The sequence below is a fragment of the Devosia litorisediminis genome (genome assembly GCF_018334155.1).
Classification (GTDB): domain Bacteria; phylum Pseudomonadota; class Alphaproteobacteria; order Rhizobiales; family Devosiaceae; genus Devosia; species Devosia litorisediminis.
Genome location: NZ_JAGXTP010000001.1, coordinates 476,542 through 496,655, shown reverse-complemented (window position 1 = coordinate 496,655; position 20,114 = coordinate 476,542). Strand labels below are relative to the sequence as shown.

General features: G+C 59.9%; 20 protein-coding genes. 10 read left to right on the top strand and 10 right to left on the bottom strand.

The features are described 5' to 3' along the window. Nucleotides 1-258 precede the first annotated feature (258 nt). On the top strand, nt 259-2,235 hold the full coding sequence (locus KD146_RS02355; RefSeq protein ID WP_212657144.1) for a bifunctional 2',3'-cyclic-nucleotide 2'-phosphodiesterase/3'-nucleotidase: 1,977 nt from the start codon (nt 259-261) through the stop codon (nt 2,233-2,235). Between the two features lie 69 nt (nt 2,236-2,304). Continuing rightward, a complete protein-coding gene (locus KD146_RS02350) occupies nt 2,305-3,291 on the top strand; it encodes a ribonuclease T2 family protein (protein ID WP_212657143.1) in 987 nt (328 codons plus the stop codon). Here the strand turns inward: KD146_RS02350 and KD146_RS02345 are convergent. After that, nucleotides 3,288-3,737 carry a MarR family winged helix-turn-helix transcriptional regulator gene (locus tag KD146_RS02345; protein WP_212657142.1) on the bottom strand — a complete coding sequence of 150 codons (450 nt, stop codon included), beginning with the start codon at nt 3,735-3,737 and terminating at the stop codon, nt 3,288-3,290. The genes KD146_RS02350 and KD146_RS02345 overlap by 4 nt on opposite strands. A 112-nt stretch (nt 3,738-3,849) precedes the next feature. Here KD146_RS02345 and KD146_RS02340 point away from each other — a divergent pair, with 112 nt between their 5' ends. Beyond that, a complete protein-coding gene (locus KD146_RS02340) occupies nt 3,850-4,278 on the top strand; it encodes an organic hydroperoxide resistance protein (RefSeq protein WP_212657141.1) in 429 nt (142 codons plus the stop codon). A 391-nt stretch (nt 4,279-4,669) separates the two neighbouring features. Here the strand turns inward: KD146_RS02340 and KD146_RS02335 are convergent, their stop codons facing one another. Further along, nucleotides 4,670-4,861, bottom strand: coding sequence for a hypothetical protein (locus KD146_RS02335; protein ID WP_249327559.1), 192 nt, complete (start codon nt 4,859-4,861; stop codon nt 4,670-4,672). 163 nt (nt 4,862-5,024) lie between these two features. Here KD146_RS02335 and KD146_RS02330 point away from each other — a divergent pair, with 163 nt between their 5' ends. The 3 genes from KD146_RS02330 to KD146_RS02320 all read left to right on the top strand — a co-directional run bounded on the left by KD146_RS02330 (nt 5,025) and on the right by KD146_RS02320 (nt 7,785). Then, complete coding sequence (locus KD146_RS02330) at nt 5,025-5,768, top strand: ABC transporter ATP-binding protein (protein WP_212657140.1); 744 nt, start codon at nt 5,025-5,027, stop codon at nt 5,766-5,768. Continuing rightward, entirely contained in the window at nt 5,765-7,297 is a 1,533-nt protein-coding gene (locus KD146_RS02325; RefSeq protein WP_249327558.1) for a permease, read from the top strand. The genes KD146_RS02330 and KD146_RS02325 overlap by 4 nt, the downstream gene beginning before the upstream one ends. A 68-nt stretch (nt 7,298-7,365) precedes the next feature. Next, nucleotides 7,366-7,785: a GNAT family N-acetyltransferase gene (locus KD146_RS02320; RefSeq protein WP_249327703.1), complete on the top strand. Its 420-nt coding sequence runs from the start codon at nt 7,366-7,368 to the stop codon at nt 7,783-7,785. Here the strand turns inward: KD146_RS02320 and KD146_RS02315 are convergent. After that, the gene (locus tag KD146_RS02315; protein ID WP_212657139.1) at nt 7,782-7,955 is read right to left on the bottom strand and encodes a DUF1328 family protein; all 174 of its coding nucleotides are present in this window, start codon (nt 7,953-7,955) and stop codon (nt 7,782-7,784) included. The genes KD146_RS02320 and KD146_RS02315 overlap by 4 nt on opposite strands. A 97-nt stretch (nt 7,956-8,052) precedes the next feature. Between KD146_RS02315 and clpS the strand changes: the two genes are divergently transcribed. Continuing rightward, nucleotides 8,053-8,358: an ATP-dependent Clp protease adapter ClpS gene (clpS, locus tag KD146_RS02310; protein WP_212657138.1), complete on the top strand. Its 306-nt coding sequence runs from the start codon at nt 8,053-8,055 to the stop codon at nt 8,356-8,358. 6 nt (nt 8,359-8,364) lie between these two features. On the opposite strand, the gene KD146_RS02305 is transcribed toward clpS, so the two are convergent. From KD146_RS02305 to KD146_RS02295, 3 genes are all read right to left on the bottom strand, one after another. Then, a complete protein-coding gene (locus KD146_RS02305) occupies nt 8,365-9,285 on the bottom strand; it encodes a flagellar motor protein MotB (protein WP_212657137.1) in 921 nt (306 codons plus the stop codon). Between the two features lie 21 nt (nt 9,286-9,306). Next, nucleotides 9,307-10,170: a flagellar motor stator protein MotA gene (gene motA / locus KD146_RS02300; RefSeq protein ID WP_212657136.1), complete on the bottom strand. Its 864-nt coding sequence runs from the start codon at nt 10,168-10,170 to the stop codon at nt 9,307-9,309. A gap of 313 nt (nt 10,171-10,483) precedes the next feature. Further along, entirely contained in the window at nt 10,484-11,107 is a 624-nt protein-coding gene (locus KD146_RS02295; protein WP_212657135.1) for a class I SAM-dependent methyltransferase, read from the bottom strand. A 98-nt stretch (nt 11,108-11,205) separates the two neighbouring features. On the opposite strand from KD146_RS02295, the gene KD146_RS02290 reads away from it, so the two are divergent. Together KD146_RS02290 and carB are read left to right on the top strand one after the other, a co-directional pair. Next, nucleotides 11,206-12,090: a LysR family transcriptional regulator gene (locus KD146_RS02290; protein ID WP_212657134.1), complete on the top strand. Its 885-nt coding sequence runs from the start codon at nt 11,206-11,208 to the stop codon at nt 12,088-12,090. Between the two features lie 257 nt (nt 12,091-12,347). Continuing rightward, nucleotides 12,348-15,659: a carbamoyl-phosphate synthase large subunit gene (gene carB, locus KD146_RS02285; RefSeq protein WP_212657133.1), complete on the top strand. Its 3,312-nt coding sequence runs from the start codon at nt 12,348-12,350 to the stop codon at nt 15,657-15,659. 48 nt (nt 15,660-15,707) lie between these two features. Here the strand turns inward: carB and ltaE are convergent, their stop codons facing one another. After that, a complete protein-coding gene (gene ltaE, locus KD146_RS02280) occupies nt 15,708-16,751 on the bottom strand; it encodes a low-specificity L-threonine aldolase (protein WP_212657132.1) in 1,044 nt (347 codons plus the stop codon). A gap of 60 nt (nt 16,752-16,811) precedes the next feature. Further along, complete coding sequence (locus KD146_RS02275; RefSeq protein ID WP_249327557.1) at nt 16,812-17,792, bottom strand: class I SAM-dependent DNA methyltransferase; 981 nt, start codon at nt 17,790-17,792, stop codon at nt 16,812-16,814. A gap of 527 nt (nt 17,793-18,319) precedes the next feature. Between KD146_RS02275 and KD146_RS02270 the strand changes: the two genes are divergently transcribed. Further along, on the top strand, nt 18,320-18,529 hold the full coding sequence (locus tag KD146_RS02270) for a cold-shock protein (RefSeq protein ID WP_193335005.1): 210 nt from the start codon (nt 18,320-18,322) through the stop codon (nt 18,527-18,529). 78 nt (nt 18,530-18,607) lie between these two features. Here KD146_RS02270 and proC read toward each other — a convergent pair whose 3' ends face one another. Together proC and KD146_RS02260 are read right to left on the bottom strand one after the other, a co-directional pair. Continuing rightward, nucleotides 18,608-19,432, bottom strand: a complete 825-nt coding sequence (gene proC / locus KD146_RS02265; RefSeq protein WP_212657131.1) for a pyrroline-5-carboxylate reductase — start codon at nt 19,430-19,432, stop codon at nt 18,608-18,610. Continuing rightward, a complete protein-coding gene (locus KD146_RS02260) occupies nt 19,429-19,929 on the bottom strand; it encodes a type III secretion system chaperone family protein (protein ID WP_212657130.1) in 501 nt (166 codons plus the stop codon). Before KD146_RS02260 ends, proC begins: the two co-directional genes overlap by 4 nt. Nucleotides 19,930-20,114: the final 185 nt, after the last annotated feature.

Below are 20,114 nucleotides of genomic sequence, written 5' to 3'. Positions count from 1 at the left end.
TGCCGATCGCCCTCCCATGCCATCAGGGGTGGCTCAGCGGGCCGCACAACCCCGACGCCTGGCCGCTGTCACAAATTGACCGGGTGATCAAAAATCCATACCGTCACCCTCCAGCCGTCATTCAAGCGTCACCTCAGGGCGGCATGAGCATGCTCGCTCCTTCGGGAGCGCCACGCGCCGGACATTGCGCCGGTTTTCGGGAGCGCTACGCCCCCGAAATGTCCAGTTCATCACGTGAACGCTTCAGGGAGACGATCAATGAATTTCTTGCCCAAGATTTCGCGGCGCACATTCCTCGCTGGTTCGGCGAGCGTAGGAGCCCTCGCCGCCATGCACCCCTTCGCCGCTATGGCCCAGGCCAATCAGGCCCATTTGCGCATTCTTGAAACCACCGACCTGCACGTCGCGGTATTCGCCTATGACTATTATGCGGACGCCCCCAACAACACGATGGGCCTGACCCGCACCGCATCGATCATCGAGTCGATCCGTGCTGAGGCTGGCAACTCCATGCTCATCGACAATGGTGACATCATCCAGGGCAACCCGATGGGCGATTACATGGCCTATGAAAAGGGCCTCGACGGCAATGTGCACCCCGTCATCGCCGCCATGAACACGCTAGGTTATGAAGCCGCAACGCTCGGCAATCACGAGTTCAACTACGGTCTGGAATATCTCGACAAGGCCCTCCAAGGCGCGCAGTTCCCCTTCGTTTCAGCCAATCTCGTGCGCGGCGAGCTGGCCGCAGACCCGCTCAGCGACGATACCTACATCAAGCCCTATATGATCGTGGATAAGGAGCTGACCGACGGCTCTGGTGCCACCAAGACCATCAAGGTTGGCCTGATCGGCTTCCTGCCGCCCCAGATCATGACATGGGACGCCACCCATCTCAGCGGCAAGGTCAATACGCGCGACATCATTGAGACGGCTCAGGCCTACATCCCCAAAATGCGCGAAGAGGGTGCCGACATCATTGTCGCCCTGTCACATTCCGGTATTGATGCCGATCAGGGGCCCGGCGCCGAGAACGCCTCGCTGCAGCTGGCCGCCGTTGATGGCATCGACGTTGTGCTGACCGGCCATCATCATCGCGTCTTTCCCGGCCCCGATTATCAGGGCCTTGAAGGCGCCGACACAGAAGCGGGCACGCTCAATGGCAAGCCTGCCGTCATGGCCGGCTTCTGGGGCAGCCATATGGGCCTGATCGATCTGCTGCTTGAGCAGGATGCCGACGGCAAATGGGTCATTGTCTCGCACACCTCCGAGGCGCGTCCAATCTCCGAGCGTGTCGATGGCAAGGTCAATCCACTGGTCGAGGACGATGCCGAGGTCGTCGCCGCCGCGGAAGCTGAGCACACCGAAACCCTCGACTATATCCGCCGCGCCGTAGGCGAAACCGCCGCCCCGCTATTCTCCTACTTCGCGCTCGTTGCCGATGATCCGTCGGTACAGATTGTCAGCCAGGCCCAGACCTGGTACATCACCCAGATGATGAAGGGCACCGAGTGGGAAGGGCTGCCCATCCTCTCGGCCGCAGCCCCCTTCAAGGCTGGTGGTCGTGGTGGTCCGGACTACTACACCGACGTTCCGGTCGGCCCGGTGGCCATCAAGAATGTGGCCGATCTCTACCTGTACCCCAACACCATTCAGGCCGTGGTCATTACCGGTGCTGACGTCAAGAACTGGCTGGAGCGTTCGGCCGGCATCTTTAATCAGATCGAGCCCGGCGCGGTTGATGCCGAGCTGATCAACAACGACTTCCCGTCCTACAATTTCGATGTGATCGACGGCGTCACCTACAAGATCGATCTCAGCCAACCATCGCGCTTTTCGCCGGATGGGAAGGAAGAGCCCAATCCCGACGCCAGCCGCATTGTCGACCTGATGTTTGATGGAAAGCCCATCGATCCGGCCGCCAAGTTTGTCGTCGCGACCAATAATTATCGCGCCGGTGGCGGCGGCACATTCCCCGGCATCGGCCAGGATGTGATTGTCTTCAAGGGCCCAGACACCAATCGTGACATCATCGTCCGCTACATCGTCGAAAAAGGCACAATCAATCCAAAGGCCGACAGCAATTGGTCGCTCGCCCCGATGGACGGCACCACGGTGCTGTTTGCCACCGGACCCAAGGCGGCCGATCTGGTTGACGACGTCAGCGCTATCAAGATTGAGGCCACGGGCGAAACCAACCAGGACGGCTTCGGGCTGTACCGCATCACCCTTTAGGGCCTGACGCATGGCAATTTGGTGAGGGGGCCGCTATGGCTCCCTCATTGCTTTTGACGGAGACAACATATGGCCCGCTTGCTGCTGTTGGTATTGCTGACGCTGTTGGTGACACCTGCACGCGCCGAAGTGCCCCTGACCGGCACCTTCACTGCCAACCAGGCCTGCCTCGCGCTGCAGTCGATCCGCAAACAGACCAATCCGGGCAATATCCTCACCCACCCCGGCAACGCCTACGAACTACTCGCCGCCAATGCAGACCGCGCCACGCATTACTGGATCATCGTGCCCGACGCGCAGCCCAAGCAGCGCTGGGTCGCGATCGAGTGTGGCAGTCGCTCAGGCGCTGCGGGCAGTCAGGCAACCGGGCACACCGCTGGCACCACCGCCCCGGCCTATCGCGGTACGCAATATGTGCTGGCCATCAACTGGCAACCTGCCTTCTGCGAAATCAGTTCGGGCAAACCCGAATGCGGGAGCCAGACCACAGACAGTTTTGAAGCAACTCACTTCACCCTGCACGGTCTGTGGCCCCAGCCGCGCAACAACGAGTACTGTGATGTCTCGCGCGACGATCAATGGGCCAGCCAGAACGGCCGCTGGCGCGACCTCCCCGCCATCCCCCTGAGCGATGGCCTTCGCCGCGATCTCGACACGGCAATGCCCGGCACCATGTCCGCGCTGGACCGCCACGAATGGACCAAGCACGGCACCTGCTATGGCACCTCGCAGGAAGAATACTTCGCCGACTCCCTCGATCTGCTCCTGGCCATCAACACTTCTGCGGTTGCCGAGCTTTTCGCGGCCAATATCGGCAAGAAGGTCACCTTGCGCCAGATCCGCACCGCTTTCGATCAGGCCTTTGGTCCCGGCTCTGGCGAGCGTGTCAGCATGGACTGCGCAGCTGACGGCAACCGCACCATCATCACCGAACTTACCATTGCTCTGACAGGCACGATCAATGGGCCCGATGACCTGTCAGCCCTGCTCGCAGCCGCGAGCCCCGCATCTGGCGGCTGCTCCTCCGGCATGGTCGACCCCGTCGGCCTGCGCTAGACGCCCAGATCACCGTCAAGACGTTCCCGCAAGCGATGCAGTCCGTCGCGGAGCGTATCAATGGCCTCGCGCTCGCCATCCAGCGCCGCCCCGACTGCCAGCGGAATGGCCAGAGCCTTCTCGCGCAGTGCCCGGCCTTCGGTGGTCAGAAACACACGCACCTGCCGCTCGTCGTTCTCATCGCGCTCTCGCCGCACCAAGCCACGCCCCTCAAGGCGTTTGACCAGTGGCGTGATCGTCCCTGAATCCAGGAACAACTTATCCCCGAGCCCTTTGACCGTGAGACCATCCGCTTCCCAGAGTACCAGGAACACCAGATATTGCGGATAGGTCAGCCCTAGCCCATCCAGCCGCGGTTTGTAAAAACGCGTAAATGCATGCCCTGCCGCGTAAACGGCAAAGCACAGCATGGAATCGAGTTTGAGGGGGTCTTGCTGAAGCGCCATGGGGATCACCGGTTGAACACAGTTTCAAACTAGCACGAATTTATCTATTGCGCACAATTAACTTGCACACTATCTAAACGGGACCGATTTCACCTTCAAAGGAAGCCATCCCATGATCAAGTCTGCCATCTATACCGCTCACGCCACCTCCACGGGCGGCCGCACGGGCACGAGCAAAACCAATGACGAGCGCCTTTCTGTCACCCTCGACACGCCTAAGGAAATGGGCGGGAATGGCGGACCCGGCACCAATCCGGAGCAGCTCTTTGCCGCAGGTTATTCCGCCTGCTTCCTAGGCGCATTGAAGGCCGTCGCCCGAGGCGAAAAGGTCAAGATCGCCGACGAGACCAGCATCGATGCGGCTGTCGACTTCGGCGAACTGGCTGAAGGTGTGGGCTATGGTATCGCCGTTGAACTCAAGATCACCTTGCCGGGCGTCGAGCACGATGCGGCAGTTGCACTGGTCGAGAAGGCACATCAGGTTTGCCCCTATTCCAATGCCACACGCGGCAATATCGACGTCAGACTGACCGTCGTCTAAACTTTTGACTAACCATAAATCTACCGCTGTCGGGTCGTCGACCCGGCAGCAGTAACGTCTGATGATGGCGGTGCGAATAGACTGGAGAAGTCTTCGCGAGGCAGCATGGCCATCAGCTCTGACTACCCACGACCGATCAACGTCAACGGATATGTCTGCCGCAATTGCGACGACGTATCGGACGCCAGGAAATTCATCGACCCTCGAGCGCCAAAAGGTCTTGCGCCAATTGAGGACGAAGCAGTGCGCTTCGGTGGCACACTGGCGCAACGGACCGATAGATCCGGCGCTGAAGCAGCCCAACCACCGCGCCAATTGGTTGATCGCCTTGCCTAAAACAAAAGAGCGCCCTCCTCAGAGAGCGCTCTTGATCGCGAGGATGGGGCCGGGCTTACTGCCCGTCTGGTACCACATCGACATTGACGGCTGGCACGTCGACATCGACCGAGCCACTGCCACCATTTCCGTTGAAGAACAGGAAGTACCCGCCCACGATGATCAGCAGGGCAAGGACGATAGCGATGATCGCCCCACCGCCGCCGCCACGGTTCACAACCACTGTCTCTCGTTCAACCGGTGCCATGATCAAATCTCCATTCTTGATTGCCATAACAACGGCCCGTGCCCCGATGCGGTTCCGCCGCACCGCTGACCTGTACAAAACTTCGCGTTTTGGCTTTTGGGATTCACCACGGTGAAAGGGCTCTGGGACTAGGCTCAGGCCAACCCTCAGCCGGATACCCTTGATGACCGCCCCTGCCCTTGCCATCACCAGCCTGACCAAGAGCTTTGACCGCCCCGTCGTCAATGCACTGGACCTGACCGTCCGCGCCGGAGAGTTCTACGCCCTGCTCGGACCCAATGGGGCCGGCAAGACCACCATTCTGCGCATGGTTGCGGGGCTGCTGCGACCCGATGCTGGCAAAATCGAGATCTTTGGCATCAACACCCTGCAGGACCCGATTGCCGCCAAACGCATCGTCGCATGGGTGTCCGACGAGCCCATGGTCTATGACCGGCTCACCCCGCTGGAATACCTCGAATTCGTCGCCGGGCTCTGGCAGATCGACGCTACTGCAGCCCGCACCAAGGCCGATGAGCTGATCGATTGGCTCGGCTTGCGCCCTCATGCGAACGAGCTGTGCGGCGGCTTCTCCAAAGGCATGATGCAAAAGGTCGCCCTGGCCGGAGCGCTGGTGCACGACCCCAAGCTGATAATTCTGGACGAACCGCTGACTGGGCTCGATGCCGGCTCGGCTCGCCAGGTCAAGGACGTGCTGCTCGGCAAGGTTCGCGACGGCATTACCGTCATCATGACCACCCACATCCTTGAAGTCGCCGAACGCATGGCCGAACGCATCGGCGTCATCACCAATGGCAAACTGATCGCTGAAGGAACACTGGCCGAACTGCGCACCCGCATTGGTCGTGAGTCCAGTCTCGAAGATATCTTTCTCGACTTGGTCGCCCAAGGTAGCGCCGCCGCATGACCATGGCGCCCGCTTCCCTGCCATGGTTTGCCCGCCACGAGCTCACTCTTGCATGGCGCGAGTGGCACGCCCTGATGACCGGCGGTCGCCGCGCCCGCGGCATCGGTCTTGCCATTTTTCTAGTGATCGTCATGCTCCTGCTGCATCTGCTGGCCTTCGGCTTCGTCGCACCTTGGGTGAAAACCGGCATTATGCTCGACAAGGGCACGCTGGTCCTGGTCACGGGAACTGGGCTGCTGTTCTGGACGGTGATGCTCTCCCAGGCGTTGGAATCGATCACTCGCGTCTATTACGCGCGATCGGATCTGGATCTGATCCTCTCCTCGCCCGCCTCTTCCCAACGCCTCTTCACCATACGCACCGCTGCGGTCGCGCTGACAACCATGGCGCTGACCGGCATGCTCGCCAGCCCGTTGATCAACATGCTGGCCATTCTCGACGGCGCTCATTGGCTGGCCGCCTATGCGGTCGTCGCGGCTCTGGGTGCTTTGGCAACGGCGATCTCGCTGGCGATAACCATGGCATTGTTCCAGTTTGTTGGCCCCAAGCGGACCCGCCTGATTGCCCAGATCGTGGCCGCTGTCGTTGGCGCAGGGTTTGTCATCGGCGTCCAGGCGGCCGCAATTATTTATTATGGCAACATGTCCCGCTTTACCCTGCTGCAGTCCGCAGAACTCATTGCAGCAGCGCCCGCAGCCGACAGTCCATTCTGGCTGCCTGCGCATGCCCTGCTTGGCGATCCGCTTTCGCTGACCACTTTGCTCGCTGTTGGTGTTGGTGCGCTCATCATGATGATCGTCCTGACGGCCTCGAGCTATGGCCATCACGCCATTTCGGCAGCGGGTCTCAGCCACATACGGAGCCAGCGCCGACCATCGCGCCATAGCTTCAAGCCTGCCACCACGCGTCAGACCCTGCGTCGCAAGGAATGGCGCCTGTTGCAGCGCGACCCTTGGTTGATGTCGCAGACGCTGATGCAGATCCTCTATCTGGTGCCGCCGGCGCTACTGCTCTGGATGAATTTTGGCAACAGCGCCGGTGCATTCGTCGTGGTTGTCCCGGTACTGGTCATGGCCTCAGGCCAACTCGCCGGAGGTCTGGCCTGGCTCGCAATATCGGGAGAGGACGCTCACGATCTGGTTGTCACGGCGCCCGTGACACCAGGCACCGTGCTGATCGCAAAGATTGAGGCGGTACTGATCGTCATCGCACTGGTGCTGGCCCCGCTTTTGTTGTTGCTAGCCTTCGCCTCGCCCCGCATGGCTCTGATTGCGGCAATATGCGCCATGTTGTCGGCCGGTTCTGCCACCGCCATCCAGCTTTGGTTTCGCGTGGTCGCCAAGCGTTCAATGTTTCGCAGGCGACAGGTCGCGTCGCGGGCAGCCACGCTTAGCGAGGCGTTTGCTTCCATCATGTGGGCCGCCACTGGCGCTCTGCTGGCTGCCGGCTCCTGGCTTGCTCTCGGCCCTGCTTTCATCGCAGTTTTGGTACTCTGTCTGGCGAAACTGATCAGCCCAAAACGGCGCTGATCTTACCAACTGGGATGCCCATGAGCACGTTACAGCTTCGCGACGCCACGCCCGACGATATTCCAGTGATGCTGACGCTCAGCCACGCTGGTGACGCGCGCGGCGCCAACACACCGCCTTTGCACCCTACCAATTTCAGCGACCCGCGCTATCGATCCGCATTCGACGAAATCACCGCAGACCCCAGTCATCGGCTGATCGTGGCTGAAATTGATGGTGAGATCGTCGGCACGCTGCAGATCAGCTACATCCCCGGCTTGCCCAATTTGGGCATGAAGCGCGGAATGCTGGAAAACGTACACGTCCGTGCCGACCACAGGGGCAGCGGATATGGCAAGGCCATGGTGGAGTGGACAATTGCCCAATGCCGCCAAGCTGGCTGCGGCAGCGTCCAGCTTACCTCAAACAAGGTCCGGTCGGACGCCCACCGCTTCTACGCCAGATTGGGCTTTGTGGCGACGCATGAAGGCTTCAAGCTAAAGCTCTAGCTGAGCGCTGCGAGCCCCAGAAAGGCCATTGCCAGCACAATGACGATACCGACAAGCATGATGCCAAAGACGATCTTGGCCAGAAAAGCTGCACCCGCTGCCAGGCCGGAAAACCCGAGCAGGCCCGACACTGCGGCGATGATGATGAGCAAGATGAGAAGTTTGAGCATGAACATGCCTCCTTTTGACGCTACATGCACAACGGCCCATCATGGCCTCGCGTTCCACAACCGATACGCAGGACCGGCGCCACGTCGAGGAGAGCACATGGCTGAGACCGGCACCAAGCCTCGCATCAAAAGCGTTCCCAAGACCGCAAAGCGGCCTTTGCACAAGGTCATTTTGGTCAATGACGATTTCACACCACGCGAGTTTGTGGTGCGCCTGCTCAAGGCTGAATTCCGTGTGCCCGAAGCCCAGGCGGCCGTCATTATGCTGACCGCACACACCAAGGGGGCGTGCGTGGTGGCAGTGTTCACAAAAGAGATCGCCGAAGAGAAGGCCAACCGGGCAACCGAACTCGCCCGCAGTCAGGGCTTCCCCCTGCTGTTCACCACCGAACCTGAAGAATAGTGGCGCCTAAAAGCCCATATTGCTGGGCACTGGCGGCGGTTCGTTGAGCACGGTTATCTTGATGCGCTCATTGGCAGCCTGATAAGGGTCATTGGGGAAAAACGGGTCTACTGTCGACTTGCCAGTGACTGCGTTGATGCGATCATCAGACAGGCCGAACTCACCCAGCAATGCCCGCACCACATTGGCTCGGTCACTCGATAGCTCCCACGCGCTGTATCGGGGATTACTATAGGTCCCACCGGCGGCGGTGTGGCCCGAAATGGTGATCTGGTTAGACAGTTTCTGCAGGATGGGACCGAGTGCAGCAATGGCCTGCCGCGCCTCCTCGGTCGGATATTTCGAGCCCTCGGGGAACATTGGACGACCGGACTGATCTACGATCTGGATGTTCAGGCCTTCTTCGTCAATTTCGAGCAGCAGATTGTCCTGAACATTGGTGATATCAGGCAGCTCCTGCCAGGCCTGCCGAATACTGGCAGCGGCACTGTGGAACTCACGTTCATTCTCGGCCTTGAGCTCGGCATTGGCCTTGCCATCCAGAGCTGCTTCATCGCCCTGAACGCCGTCGCGCCCACCATTATCCGAGCTGGGCGCGCCATGGCTTTGTGCTTCCGGCGCGATGGTCACATCACGCATGCCCTCAATGGCCGAACCGGCCATCTTGGCACCGCTGGTATCCAGTGCAGTGCCACCCATCATGCCGCCCGACCCGCTGGTCGACAGCGACACATTGGCCGGTGCGAAATAGTCAGCCAGACCTTCTTTTTGCTCGGGCGTGGTCATGCTGATCAGCCAGAGCAACAGGAAGAAGGCCATCATCGCCGTCACAAAGTCGGCATAAGCAATCTTCCAGGCGCCGCCATGGTGACCATGGGCGGCCTTCTTGACCTTCTTGATGATGATGGGCTGATCGTAACCGGCCATGATTCTGGAACGCTCTCAGACTTAGGTTGCCGCAGGCATGTTAGAGACGACTTCGTCGATCTCGGCAAAGCTGGGCCGATCCTCGGACATCAGTGCCTTGCGGGCGAACTCCACGGCCATCACGGGCACCTGCCCGGAAATGTGGGCCAACATGCCGGCCTTCAGCGACAGGAAGTATTTCGATTCAGACTCGTAGATATTCTTGAGCGACTGAGCCATCGGACCAAAAAAACCATAGGCCACGAACACGCCAAAGAACGTACCCACCAGAGCGCCACCAATCATGTGACCCAGCACTTCGGGGGGCTCGGCGATGGAGCCCATGGTCTTGATCACGCCAAGCACAGCGGCCACGATGCCGAGAGCGGGGGTACCGTCGGCCAGCGCCTGAACAGCGCCGATCAATCGATGCTGTTCCTGATGATGGGTTTCGAGTTCCTCATCCATCAATGCTTCCATCTCGTGCACATTGTTGGAGCCCAGCGTCACCATACGCAGGTAGTCGCAGACGAATTCCACTGCGTGATGATTGCCGGCGAAGGTAGGGAACCGGGCGAACAGCGTTGACTCATGCGGGTTTTCGATATGCGGCTCAAGCGCCAGAATACCCTTGGCCTGCACCAGCTTGTAGAGCGCGAACTGCATGCCCAGCAGTTCGACATACGCCGCCTTGTTGTACTTGGAACCTTTGATCAACGTGCCCATGGCGCCCATGGTGCCCTTGATGATCGGGCCGGTATTGCCAATGATGAATGCCCCGATGGCAGCACCAAGAATGATCACGAATTCCCAAGGCTGCCACAGGACTTCAAGATGTCCGCCCAGCGCCGCGTAACCACCGAAAACGCAACCAAAGACAACAATGATACCAATAATGAGGCGCATGCACCGAACTTCCGCTTTGATAATTCATCAATAGCCACTTCAGCCAACGCCGCTGAAATCGCCCGACAAACCCGCGACATCTGTCTTGGAGCCCAAAAGTGACTCCGCCAGTCGCACTATCGGCGCTCTATGCTTAACAGCCGGTGTATTCGTTGCAGATCGCCAAACTGTTATGGTCACTCCCATTTTTCGTTGATGTGCCAGATCCCCGCCCAACCAGAATGGCAGCGGTGTCCATGGCGTTGATTTCGCTATTGCGTAGTCCCGGAACGGGTGCCCGTTCAATCAGACCAGAGGTCGTATCGCTAACTCTCTAGCCAGGCTTGCGCGCCACCAGGAACACCGCTTTGCCCTTGCCGGGCTGGTATTCCTCCTCAATGATGAATCCAGCGCGATGCTGGCTCTCGATCAAGTCGACCTTGGTCATCACATCCAGATGCGGCAGTAGTCCCATCGCCTTGCCGATCGGCCCGACAAACTTGAAGAACGCCATGGTGTCGCCGATACAGACTGTGCTCGACACGAACAGCCCGCCTGGTTTGAGCATGGCAAACACCTTGTTGAGCGCGGCATCCCGATCTTCCAGCAAATGGAGGATGCTCAGCCCCAGAACCATGTCATAGGCTTCGGGTACAACAGGCATTGTATCAATGGCGGCTACCTCGAAGTCGATATTGCTGACGCCCGCAGCGACAGCCTTGTCCTGCGCAATGGCAATCATTGCTTCAGAGAAATCGGTAGCCCTGACATGCTTGACCAATGGTGCGTGCGTTATGGCCGTGCTGCCCGTGCCGCAGCCAAACTCCATCAGCACCATCTCTGGATGAAAGTAGCGCTGCGTGGTTTTGAGTTTGTGCTGATAGGCCGCTTCGTCGCCGATGGGCTGACGCGCATAGCGCTCGGCCATTTTGTTCCAGAACCGACTAGGATCACCCATAACCACTCCACTCGCTTTGACGCTGACCATCGGCAAGCTCGCATATTCGCAGAATGCGGTGAATTGCCAAAATTTGCAGCCGGCTTATACATTCATGCATGAACGACCCAATGCCGATGCCGGACTGGAATCATATTCGCGCCTTTTTGACCACGGTTGAACAAGGTTCGCTGTCCGCTGCCGCCCGCACGCTCGGCCTGACCCAGCCGACATTGAGCCGTCAGGTTGCCGCCTTGGAAGCCGATCTGGGGGTACTGCTGTTCGAACGGATCGGCCGATCGCTTTCCCTGACAGGGGCCGGACAGGAACTGCTGGTATCGGTCCGGGCCATGGGGCAGGCAGCGCATGGCTTGTCACTGGCCGCTTCGGGGCAGTCTCAGTCGGTCGATGGCCTTGTGCGCATCGCCGCCATGGACGTAATTGCCACCTATGTGCTGCCCGACGTGTTCAAGCGCTTGCAAAAACTCGCGCCCAAGCTGCAAATCGAAATCGTCGCGTCGAACTCGATCAGCGACCTGATGCGCCGTGAAGCTGATATCGCCATTCGCCATGTCGCGCCCACCCAGCCCGAACTGATCTCGCACCAATGCCCTGATTTCAGCGCCCATCTATACGCAGCCACGAGCTATCTCGACCGCTATGGGCGCCCCACTGACTTTGCCGATGTGCGAGACGCCCGCTTCATTGGCTTTGCCAATGCGGGGGACCTGCTCCCCGAACTCACCGCGCGCGGCCTGCCGGTGACCAGCGACAATTTTGGCTGGCAAACCAGTAGTGCCGCCATCGCCTGGCAATTGGTGCGTGAGGGTCTGGGTATCGGCCTGATGGGCAAGATGATCGCTGACCGCACGCCTGATGTCGAAATGGTCCTCCCCACCTTCACCCCGATCCCCGCGCCCATCTGGCTCACCACTCATCGCGAACTCCATACCAGCCGCAGGATCCGCCTGGTGTTCGATGTCTTGGTGGAGATGCTGGGGTGAGCATGATGCCGCGCCAGGGCCGGGCATGGCTACGCCGAACCGCTCCGCGCAAGCGCGATAAGGAAACCTTCCCCATTCAATCGCCGCGCCCCCTTCCCTTTCTTGGTCATCTCCATTAGACAGCCCACTTAACCACCCCGTCCAAGCCTTCCCCATGCGTCGCAACGTCAAGTTGTTGTGCCCAAGTGGTGCGGGTGGCCTGAGCCCGGGTGATTCTGCCTCGCCCGGCCCCTGCGTCCTAGAGCCGAGCGAGCACCATGCCAAAACGTACCGACATCAAATCGATCCTCATTATCGGTGCGGGTCCGATCATTATTGGTCAGGCATGTGAGTTCGACTATTCGGGCACTCAGGCGTGCAAGGCGCTCAAGGAAGAGGGCTACCGGATCATTCTGGTGAACTCCAATCCGGCCACGATCATGACCGACCCCGATCTGGCCGACGCCACCTATATGGAACCGATCACCCCCGAAGTGGTCGCCAAGATCATCGAGAAGGAGCGCCCCGACGCGCTGCTGCCCACCATGGGCGGTCAGACCGCACTGAACTGCGCGCTCTCGCTGCGCAAGATGGGCATCCTCGAAAAGTACAATGTCGAGATGATCGGCGCGACTGCCGAAGCTATCGACAAGGCTGAAGACCGCGAACTGTTCCGCGACGCCATGAAGAAGATCGGGCTCGAAACACCCCGCTCCATGCTCGCACACAATACCATCGAGGCCCTTCAGGCCCTCGAAGTGATCGGCCTGCCTTGCATTATTCGCCCCAGCTTTACCTTGGGCGGCACCGGTGGCGGCATCGCTTATAACCGCGAAGAATACCTCAATATCTGCGAGAGCGGCATTGATGCCTCGCCGACCAATGAGGTTCTGGTTGAGGAAAGCGTACTCGGCTGGAAAGAGTACGAAATGGAGGTCGTTCGCGACAAGAACGACAACTGCATCATCATCTGCTCGATCGAGAACATCGATCCCATGGGCGTTCACACCGGTGACTCCATCACTGTCGCGCCAGCCCTGACGCTGACTGACAAGGAATACCAGATCATGCGCGATGCCAGCCTGGCTGTGCTGCGCGAGATCGGCGTCGAGACCGGCGGCTCAAATGTGCAGTTCGGCATCAACCCGGCCGATGGCCGCATGGTGGTGATCGAGATGAACCCGCGCGTGTCTCGCTCCTCTGCTCTGGCATCTAAAGCCACCGGCTTCCCCATCGCCAAGGTGGCTGCGCGTCTGGCCGTGGGTTACACGCTTGATGAATTGGACAACGACATCACCGGCGGCATGACCCCCGCCTCGTTCGAGCCATCGATCGACTATGTCGTGGTCAAGATCCCGCGTTTTGCCTTCGAAAAATTCCCCGGCGCCGACAACCGCCTGACCACCGCCATGAAGTCGGTGGGCGAGGCCATGGCCATCGGCCGCACCTTCCAGGAGAGCCTGCAAAAGGCGCTGCGCTCGCTTGAAACCGGCCTGACCGGTCTGAACGAAATCGGCATTCCCGGCCTGGGTGAAGGCGAAGACAAGAATGCCATCAAGGCAGCGCTCGGCACGCCGACGCCAGACCGTCTGCTGCATGTCGCCGAAGCCATGCGCCTCGGTATGAGCCTTGAAGACATCCACGACGCCTGCAAGATTGACCCTTGGTTCCTCGAGCAGATGAAGGGCATCGTCGACACCGAGAACAAGGTGCGCGAATTCGGCCTGCCACAGGACACAGAGAACCTGCGCTCGCTCAAGGCCATGGGCTTCTCCGATGCGCGTCTAGCCCAGTTGGCCAACCTCAAGGCCTCCGATGTCCGCAAGCTGCGCCAGTCGCTCTCGGTACGCCCCGTCTTCAAACGTATCGACACCTCGGCTGCCGAATTCGCCTCGCCCACAGCCTATATGTACTCGACCTATGAAGCGCCATTCGCTGGCGCGGTGGCCGATGAATCCCGCCCCACCGACCGCAAGAAAGTGGTTATCCTAGGCGGCGGTCCAAACCGTATCGGTCAGGGCATCGAGTTCGACTATTGCTGCTGCCACGCCGCCTTCGCATTGGCCGATGCGGGCTATGAGACCATCATGGTCAACTGCAATCCCGAGACTGTCTCGACGGACTATGACACTTCCGACCGCCTCTATTTCGAGCCGCTGACGGAAGAAGACGTCATCGAAATCCTCGAAACAGAAAAACAGAACGGCACGCTGCATGGCGTGATCGTTCAGTTCGGCGGTCAGACCCCGCTGAACCTGGCCGAAGCCGTCCAGAAGGCCGGCGTGCCGATCCTGGGCACCCAGCCCGATGCAATCGATCTGGCCGAAGACCGCGACCAGTTCATGAAGCTGCTCAACAAGCTTGAACTGACCCAGCCCAAGAACGGGATTGCCTACAGCCTGGAACAGGCGCGTCTGGTTGCAGAACGTCTGGGCTATCCGCTGGTGATCCGCCCCAGCTACGTGCTGGGCGGCCGCGCCATGGCCATCGTACACTCGGCCAACGAGTTCGAACGCTATGTGCAGGATACGCTGACGGGTCTGGTGCCTCCGCACATTCTTCAGCGCTACCCCAATGACAAGACCGGCCAGATCAACTCGGTCCTGTCCGACAACCCATTGCTGTTTGATGCCTATCTCTCCGGCGCCACAGAAATTGACGTCGATGCCCTGTGCGATGGCAAGGACGTCTTCGTCGCTGGCATCATGGAGCACATCGAAGAGGCTGGCATTCACTCCGGCGACTCCGCCTGCTCGCTACCACCGCAGCATCTGAGCCCCGAAGTGATGGCCGAACTCAAGCGTCAGACCACCGAACTGGCTTTCGCGCTCAAGGTCGGCGGCCTGATGAATGTGCAGTACGCGCTCAAGGACGGCGTCATCTACCTGCTCGAAGTCAATCCGCGCGCAAGCCGCACCGTGCCTTTCGTCGCCAAGGTTATCGGCCAGCCCATCGCCAAGATTGCCAGCCGCATCATGGCCGGCGAGAGCCTGGCCAGCTTTGGCCTGGTGGAAAAGACCTTCAAGCATATCGCCGTCAAGGAAGCCGTGTTCCCGTTCAATCGCTTCCCCGGCGTCGATACCGTACTCGGCCCTGAAATGAAGTCGACTGGTGAAGTCATCGGCCTCGACACCAGCTTCGCCATGGCCTTCGCCAAGTCGCAAATGGGTGCCGGCTCCAAGGTGCCTCTGAGCGGCACGGCCTTCATTTCGGTACGTGATAGCGACAAGGAACTGATCGTCGACATGGCGCGCCATCTCGTCGAAGCCGGCTTCACCATTCTGGCGACCGGCGGCACGCAGCGCTATCTGGTCGACAACAACATTGCCGCCACCAAGATCAACAAGGTGCTCGAGGGCCGTCCGCACATCGTGGACTCCATGAAAAATGGTGGCGTACAGCTGGTGGTCAACACCACTGACGGCATGAAGTCGATCAGCGACAGTCGCGATATCCGTCGGACCGCCCTGTTCGCCAAGATCCCTTACTACACCACCATTGACGGAGCCTTGGCTGCCGTTGAAGGCATCGTGGCCTTCCGGGGCGGCAATCTCACCGTGCGCTCCCTGCAGAGCTACTTCGCCGACTAGAACTCTCAGGGCGTCGCTACACAAGCGATGCCCTGACTCTTTTCCGATCTAGCCGACAAATGCACTGCCCGCTTCAGCATCAAAGAACGCCCCAACCTGGGTAAGCGCGCTCTCGACGGCCTCATCGTCAACATCAAGATGGGTCACCCAGCGCTGATTGCCATAAAGGCCAGTAATGCCAACGCCGTGTCGGCCCAAAAACTCGGTAAAGCGCTGACCAAGCGCAGCATCGGCATCGACAAACACGATATTGGTGTCGGGCATGGTAACCGTCAGCGCGGGATACGCGGCAAGCCCGGCGGCCAGCGTTCGTGCGCGGCGATGGTCCTCGGCCAGTCGGTCGACATTGTGATCGAGCGCATAAAGTCCAGCCGCTGCCAGTATGCCCGACTGCCGCATCCCGCCACCCAGCATCTTGCGGTGCCGTCGTGCGGTATCGATCAGCTCCTGCCGCCCGACCAACACTGAACCCACCGGCGCGCCGAGCCCCTTGGACAGACAGATCGAGACACTGTCGAACGGCGCCGCAAACGCAGCGATATCCATGCCAAGCGCCACACAGGCATTGAACGCCCGCGCGCCATCCAGATGCAGACCCAGGTCGTGGCGTCGGGCAATATCGGCAACCTGCCCCATATAGCCGACCGGCAAGACCTTACCGCCAAACGTGTTCTCCAGCGCGATCACCCGCGTTGTGGCGTAGTGATGGTCATCGGCCTTGATCGCCGCCTCGATGGCGTCCAGATCCATCGTGCCGTCGGCCTGATGCTCAATGGGCTGAGGCTGGATCGAGCCCAGCACTGCAGCACCACCTGCTTCATGTCTGTAGCAATGCGCATCCTGCCCGGCGATGAACTCGTCGCCGCGGCCACAATGGCTCATCAATGCCAGCAAATTGGATTGCGTGCCCGAGGGCACGAACAGCGCCGCATCCTTGCCCAGCATCGCTGCCATGCGGAGTTCCAGCTGTTTGACCGTAGGATCATCGCCGAACACATCATCGCCCACCTCGGCCTCTGCCATCGCCTGGCGCATGGCCGCCGATGGTCTGGTCACGGTGTCGGAGCGAAAATCAAAGCGGATCGAAGTCATGGCAGGTTCCAGTTGAGCATACCGCCAGCTTAGCGGCATCCGCCCACCCCTGCCTACCGTCTAGGCTGCGACATCGCCGTCAGTACCCGCGCCGTCATTGGCCGCCAATGCCACGACTTCAGGCTTGCGCGCCACGACAAGCATGCCGTTGATCGGTGCACCTCGATCCATACGCAACACCACTGTCTCGAACCGCAACAATTGCAGTCCTGAAGCTATGACTGCTGTCTGGGTTGCGTCCACGCCATGTGCGTAGCGCACCGATGGCCGCAGAAACACGGCTTCGTCGCCGTCATGGGCTTCCAGGGAAAATGCAACCAGCCCACCCGGCAACAAGGCGGGCACCAGCGCGGCCAGAACCGGCTCAAGTGCCCCGCAATAGATGAAAACGTCTGCCGCAGTCACCAGATCGGACTCGGCCTGGCGCGCACTGAGCGCTGCTACGAGCTCGGCCTTGTCGAGATTGTCGTAGATCTTCTTGCGAGCCGTTTCGGCGATCATGGCCGCCGAAATATCGATCCCTTCGAGATAGCCCACCTTGTCACGGAGCTTCTGGCCCATCAGGCCGGTGCCACACCCAAGATCAAGACCGCGCTCAAACCGGGCAATGCCCAGCCGCGCCATCTCCTCGACAACAAGTGCATCAAGCATTTCAGGCACGCGATAGCCCAGCTTGCCAACCAACGACTTCTCGAATTTGGGTGCATACTGATCAAACAACGCCTCGACATAGCTGATCGCCGTCCCTTCGCCAGCCGGCCCGGCGCCATGCACCGCAAGCTTCAGACGGGCGCCAAACTGGCCACTATCGTCGAGCGCCTCCAGATGGCGCCACGCCGATATAGCCTCCGCGGTTCGTCCCAGCCGGTCAAAGTAATCGCCGAGAACATCCCATCCGGCGGCCCAGTTCGGCGCCAGTTCGAGAGCCTGCTGCATAACCTCTGCGGCGGCCGCAAGCTCGCCATCTTCGGCCAGCATGCGTGCATAGCCAGCACGGCGATCGGCGATGGCATCGCCAGAAGAATAAGACGTCTTGGTCAAGACGATGTGATCTCTGAAGGGTTACCGGCCCAAATCGCCCGGCGCGCGGGGATTTGCACCCATTTCGTCAGAAATGCAAGCGGCCCGATCACCGCAACGCCACCCGCGGCTTTGAGTTCAACGTTCCAGCGTCTCCCTTTTCCGCTATCATCAGGTGTCAGGTTCAGCGCGACGATGCTGGGTGGTGACACGGTGCCAAGGACAAGCGTCCGGTCAGACCGGATGCCTAACCCATAGCGCACCAGCACCAGATTGCGAAAATTTGGTGCAAATACTTGACGATACGCCGTACCCACCTGACGAGAACAGTGTTCCCGCCGGGCTATTTGTCATACCTATACAGATATTGAACAGACCATATTTTGGCGCTAAGCTCCCGAGCATCGAATATTGCGGCCGACTGATCTGATTACGCGAAGTCTCATTCGCCTCTGCTGACGTCAATTTCCGATACTCGATATCACTAAGGGTCTCGGCCAATAGTGGACGAACCCGCCTACAGCAGACTGCACGAGGGAACGCGCATCATGGCAACTGGCACCGTAAAGTGGTTCAACGGCCAAAAAGGCTATGGCTTCATTCAACCGGACGAAGGCGGGGCGGACGTGTTCGTCCACATCTCAGCTGTGCAACGTTCTGGTTTGAACGGCCTGGATGAAGGCCAGAAGGTGAACTACGAAATCGTCAAGGACAAGCGGACGGGCAAGTCCGCAGCCGACGAGCTGACATCAGCCTGATCACTAGGCGATGAATAGGAAAAAGGGCGCGTCTGCTTGGAGGTGACGCGCCCTTTTTCATGACTGGTTCAATGCGGTCTAGATGCGGCCCAACTCTTCGGTGCGCTGGCGGGTAGCGCTCACCGTACGGTCCATCAGATCAGTCAGACCAGGCTCGCCCATCAGCACAGCCAGCCCTGCCGCTGTGGCGCCCTTGGGCGAGGTGACATTCTCGCGCAGCACGGTCGGTGACAGCGTACCGGCATCCATCAGTGCGGCAGCGCCGATGACGGTGCCTCGTGCTAGCTGCTCGGCAATCTCATCAGGAAGCCCCTGCCGCTTGCCGGCGGCCGCCAGCGCTTCAACCATATGGAATATATAGGCGGGACCGGAACCCGACACCGCAGTCAGACCATCAAGCTGGGCTTCGTTCTCAAGCCAGACAACCATCCCCGACGCCGACAGCAGCGCGTCCATCGACACGCGATCCTCGGCCGTCACGTCTGGCCCGGGAACCACCCCGGTAATGCCCTTGCGCACCTGTACCGGTGTATTGGGCATGGTACGCATGACCCGCTGTGTGCCGGCCTTGCTGGCCAGACGCGCCAGATCGATCCCGGCCGCGATCGACACCACCAGCGTGTGTGGTGCAATCACCGGCGCCAGAGATTCAAGCACCTCGTCCATCACCTGCGGCTTGACCCCGACCACCAGGACATTTGGGGTCAGACCGCTCGCTTCGCTGTTCAGCGTCAGCCCGTAATCCTCAGCCAGATCCAGCAGCGCCTCGCCGGGCCGCGGGTGCACGATAATCAGATTGTTGGGCGGCAGCCCGGCATCAAGCCAGCCACGCGCCAGGGCAACGCCCATCTTGCCGGCACCAACCAGCATGACGGGGCCAATTTTGCTCAGTGCGGCGTTCATGCTTCACCGACCGTTTCAAACATCACATGGCTCAGGGCATCGGCGGCTGTCTTGCCCGCCCAGACCACGAACTGGAACGCCTGATAGTATAGATCGCAGCTATCGGTCGCCGAGCGCAGCAGCGCTTCGCATTGCTGGGGCGACACATCGGCGCCCCCTGTCAGCAGATGCGAATTGCGGAACAGCACCACGCCTTCCTTGTTCCAGATATCGAAATGGCCAATCCACAACTGCTCATTGATCAGCGAAATCAACTGCTTGACCTCAGCGCGACGCCCTTCGGGCACCTTGAGATCGAACGCGCTGGCGATGTGCAGGCTTTCCAGATCCTCCATCCAGTTGAACGAGACATGGTAATCGCTCCAACCGCCTCGCACAGAAATGGAGATCTCGTCGGCATCCTGACGCTCAAAGGTCCAGTCGTTGATCGAGGCGATATGCTCAATGATGTCCACCGGGTGAACATTGCGATCGAGCTCGACTTGGATGAGTGACATTGACGTCTTCCGTCCTGGCAACGCGTAGTAAGAAGGCATGCTGCCCAGTGGGCCGGCAAATATGGGATACTCAGGGAACTGTTTGCACGCACAAGGGCTTACGAATCGTCCTGATGAATTCAACGTACACGTGACAACTGATTCAGGGCACGCGACGCAGTCAGCAGACGACATTCTCTTGTGGA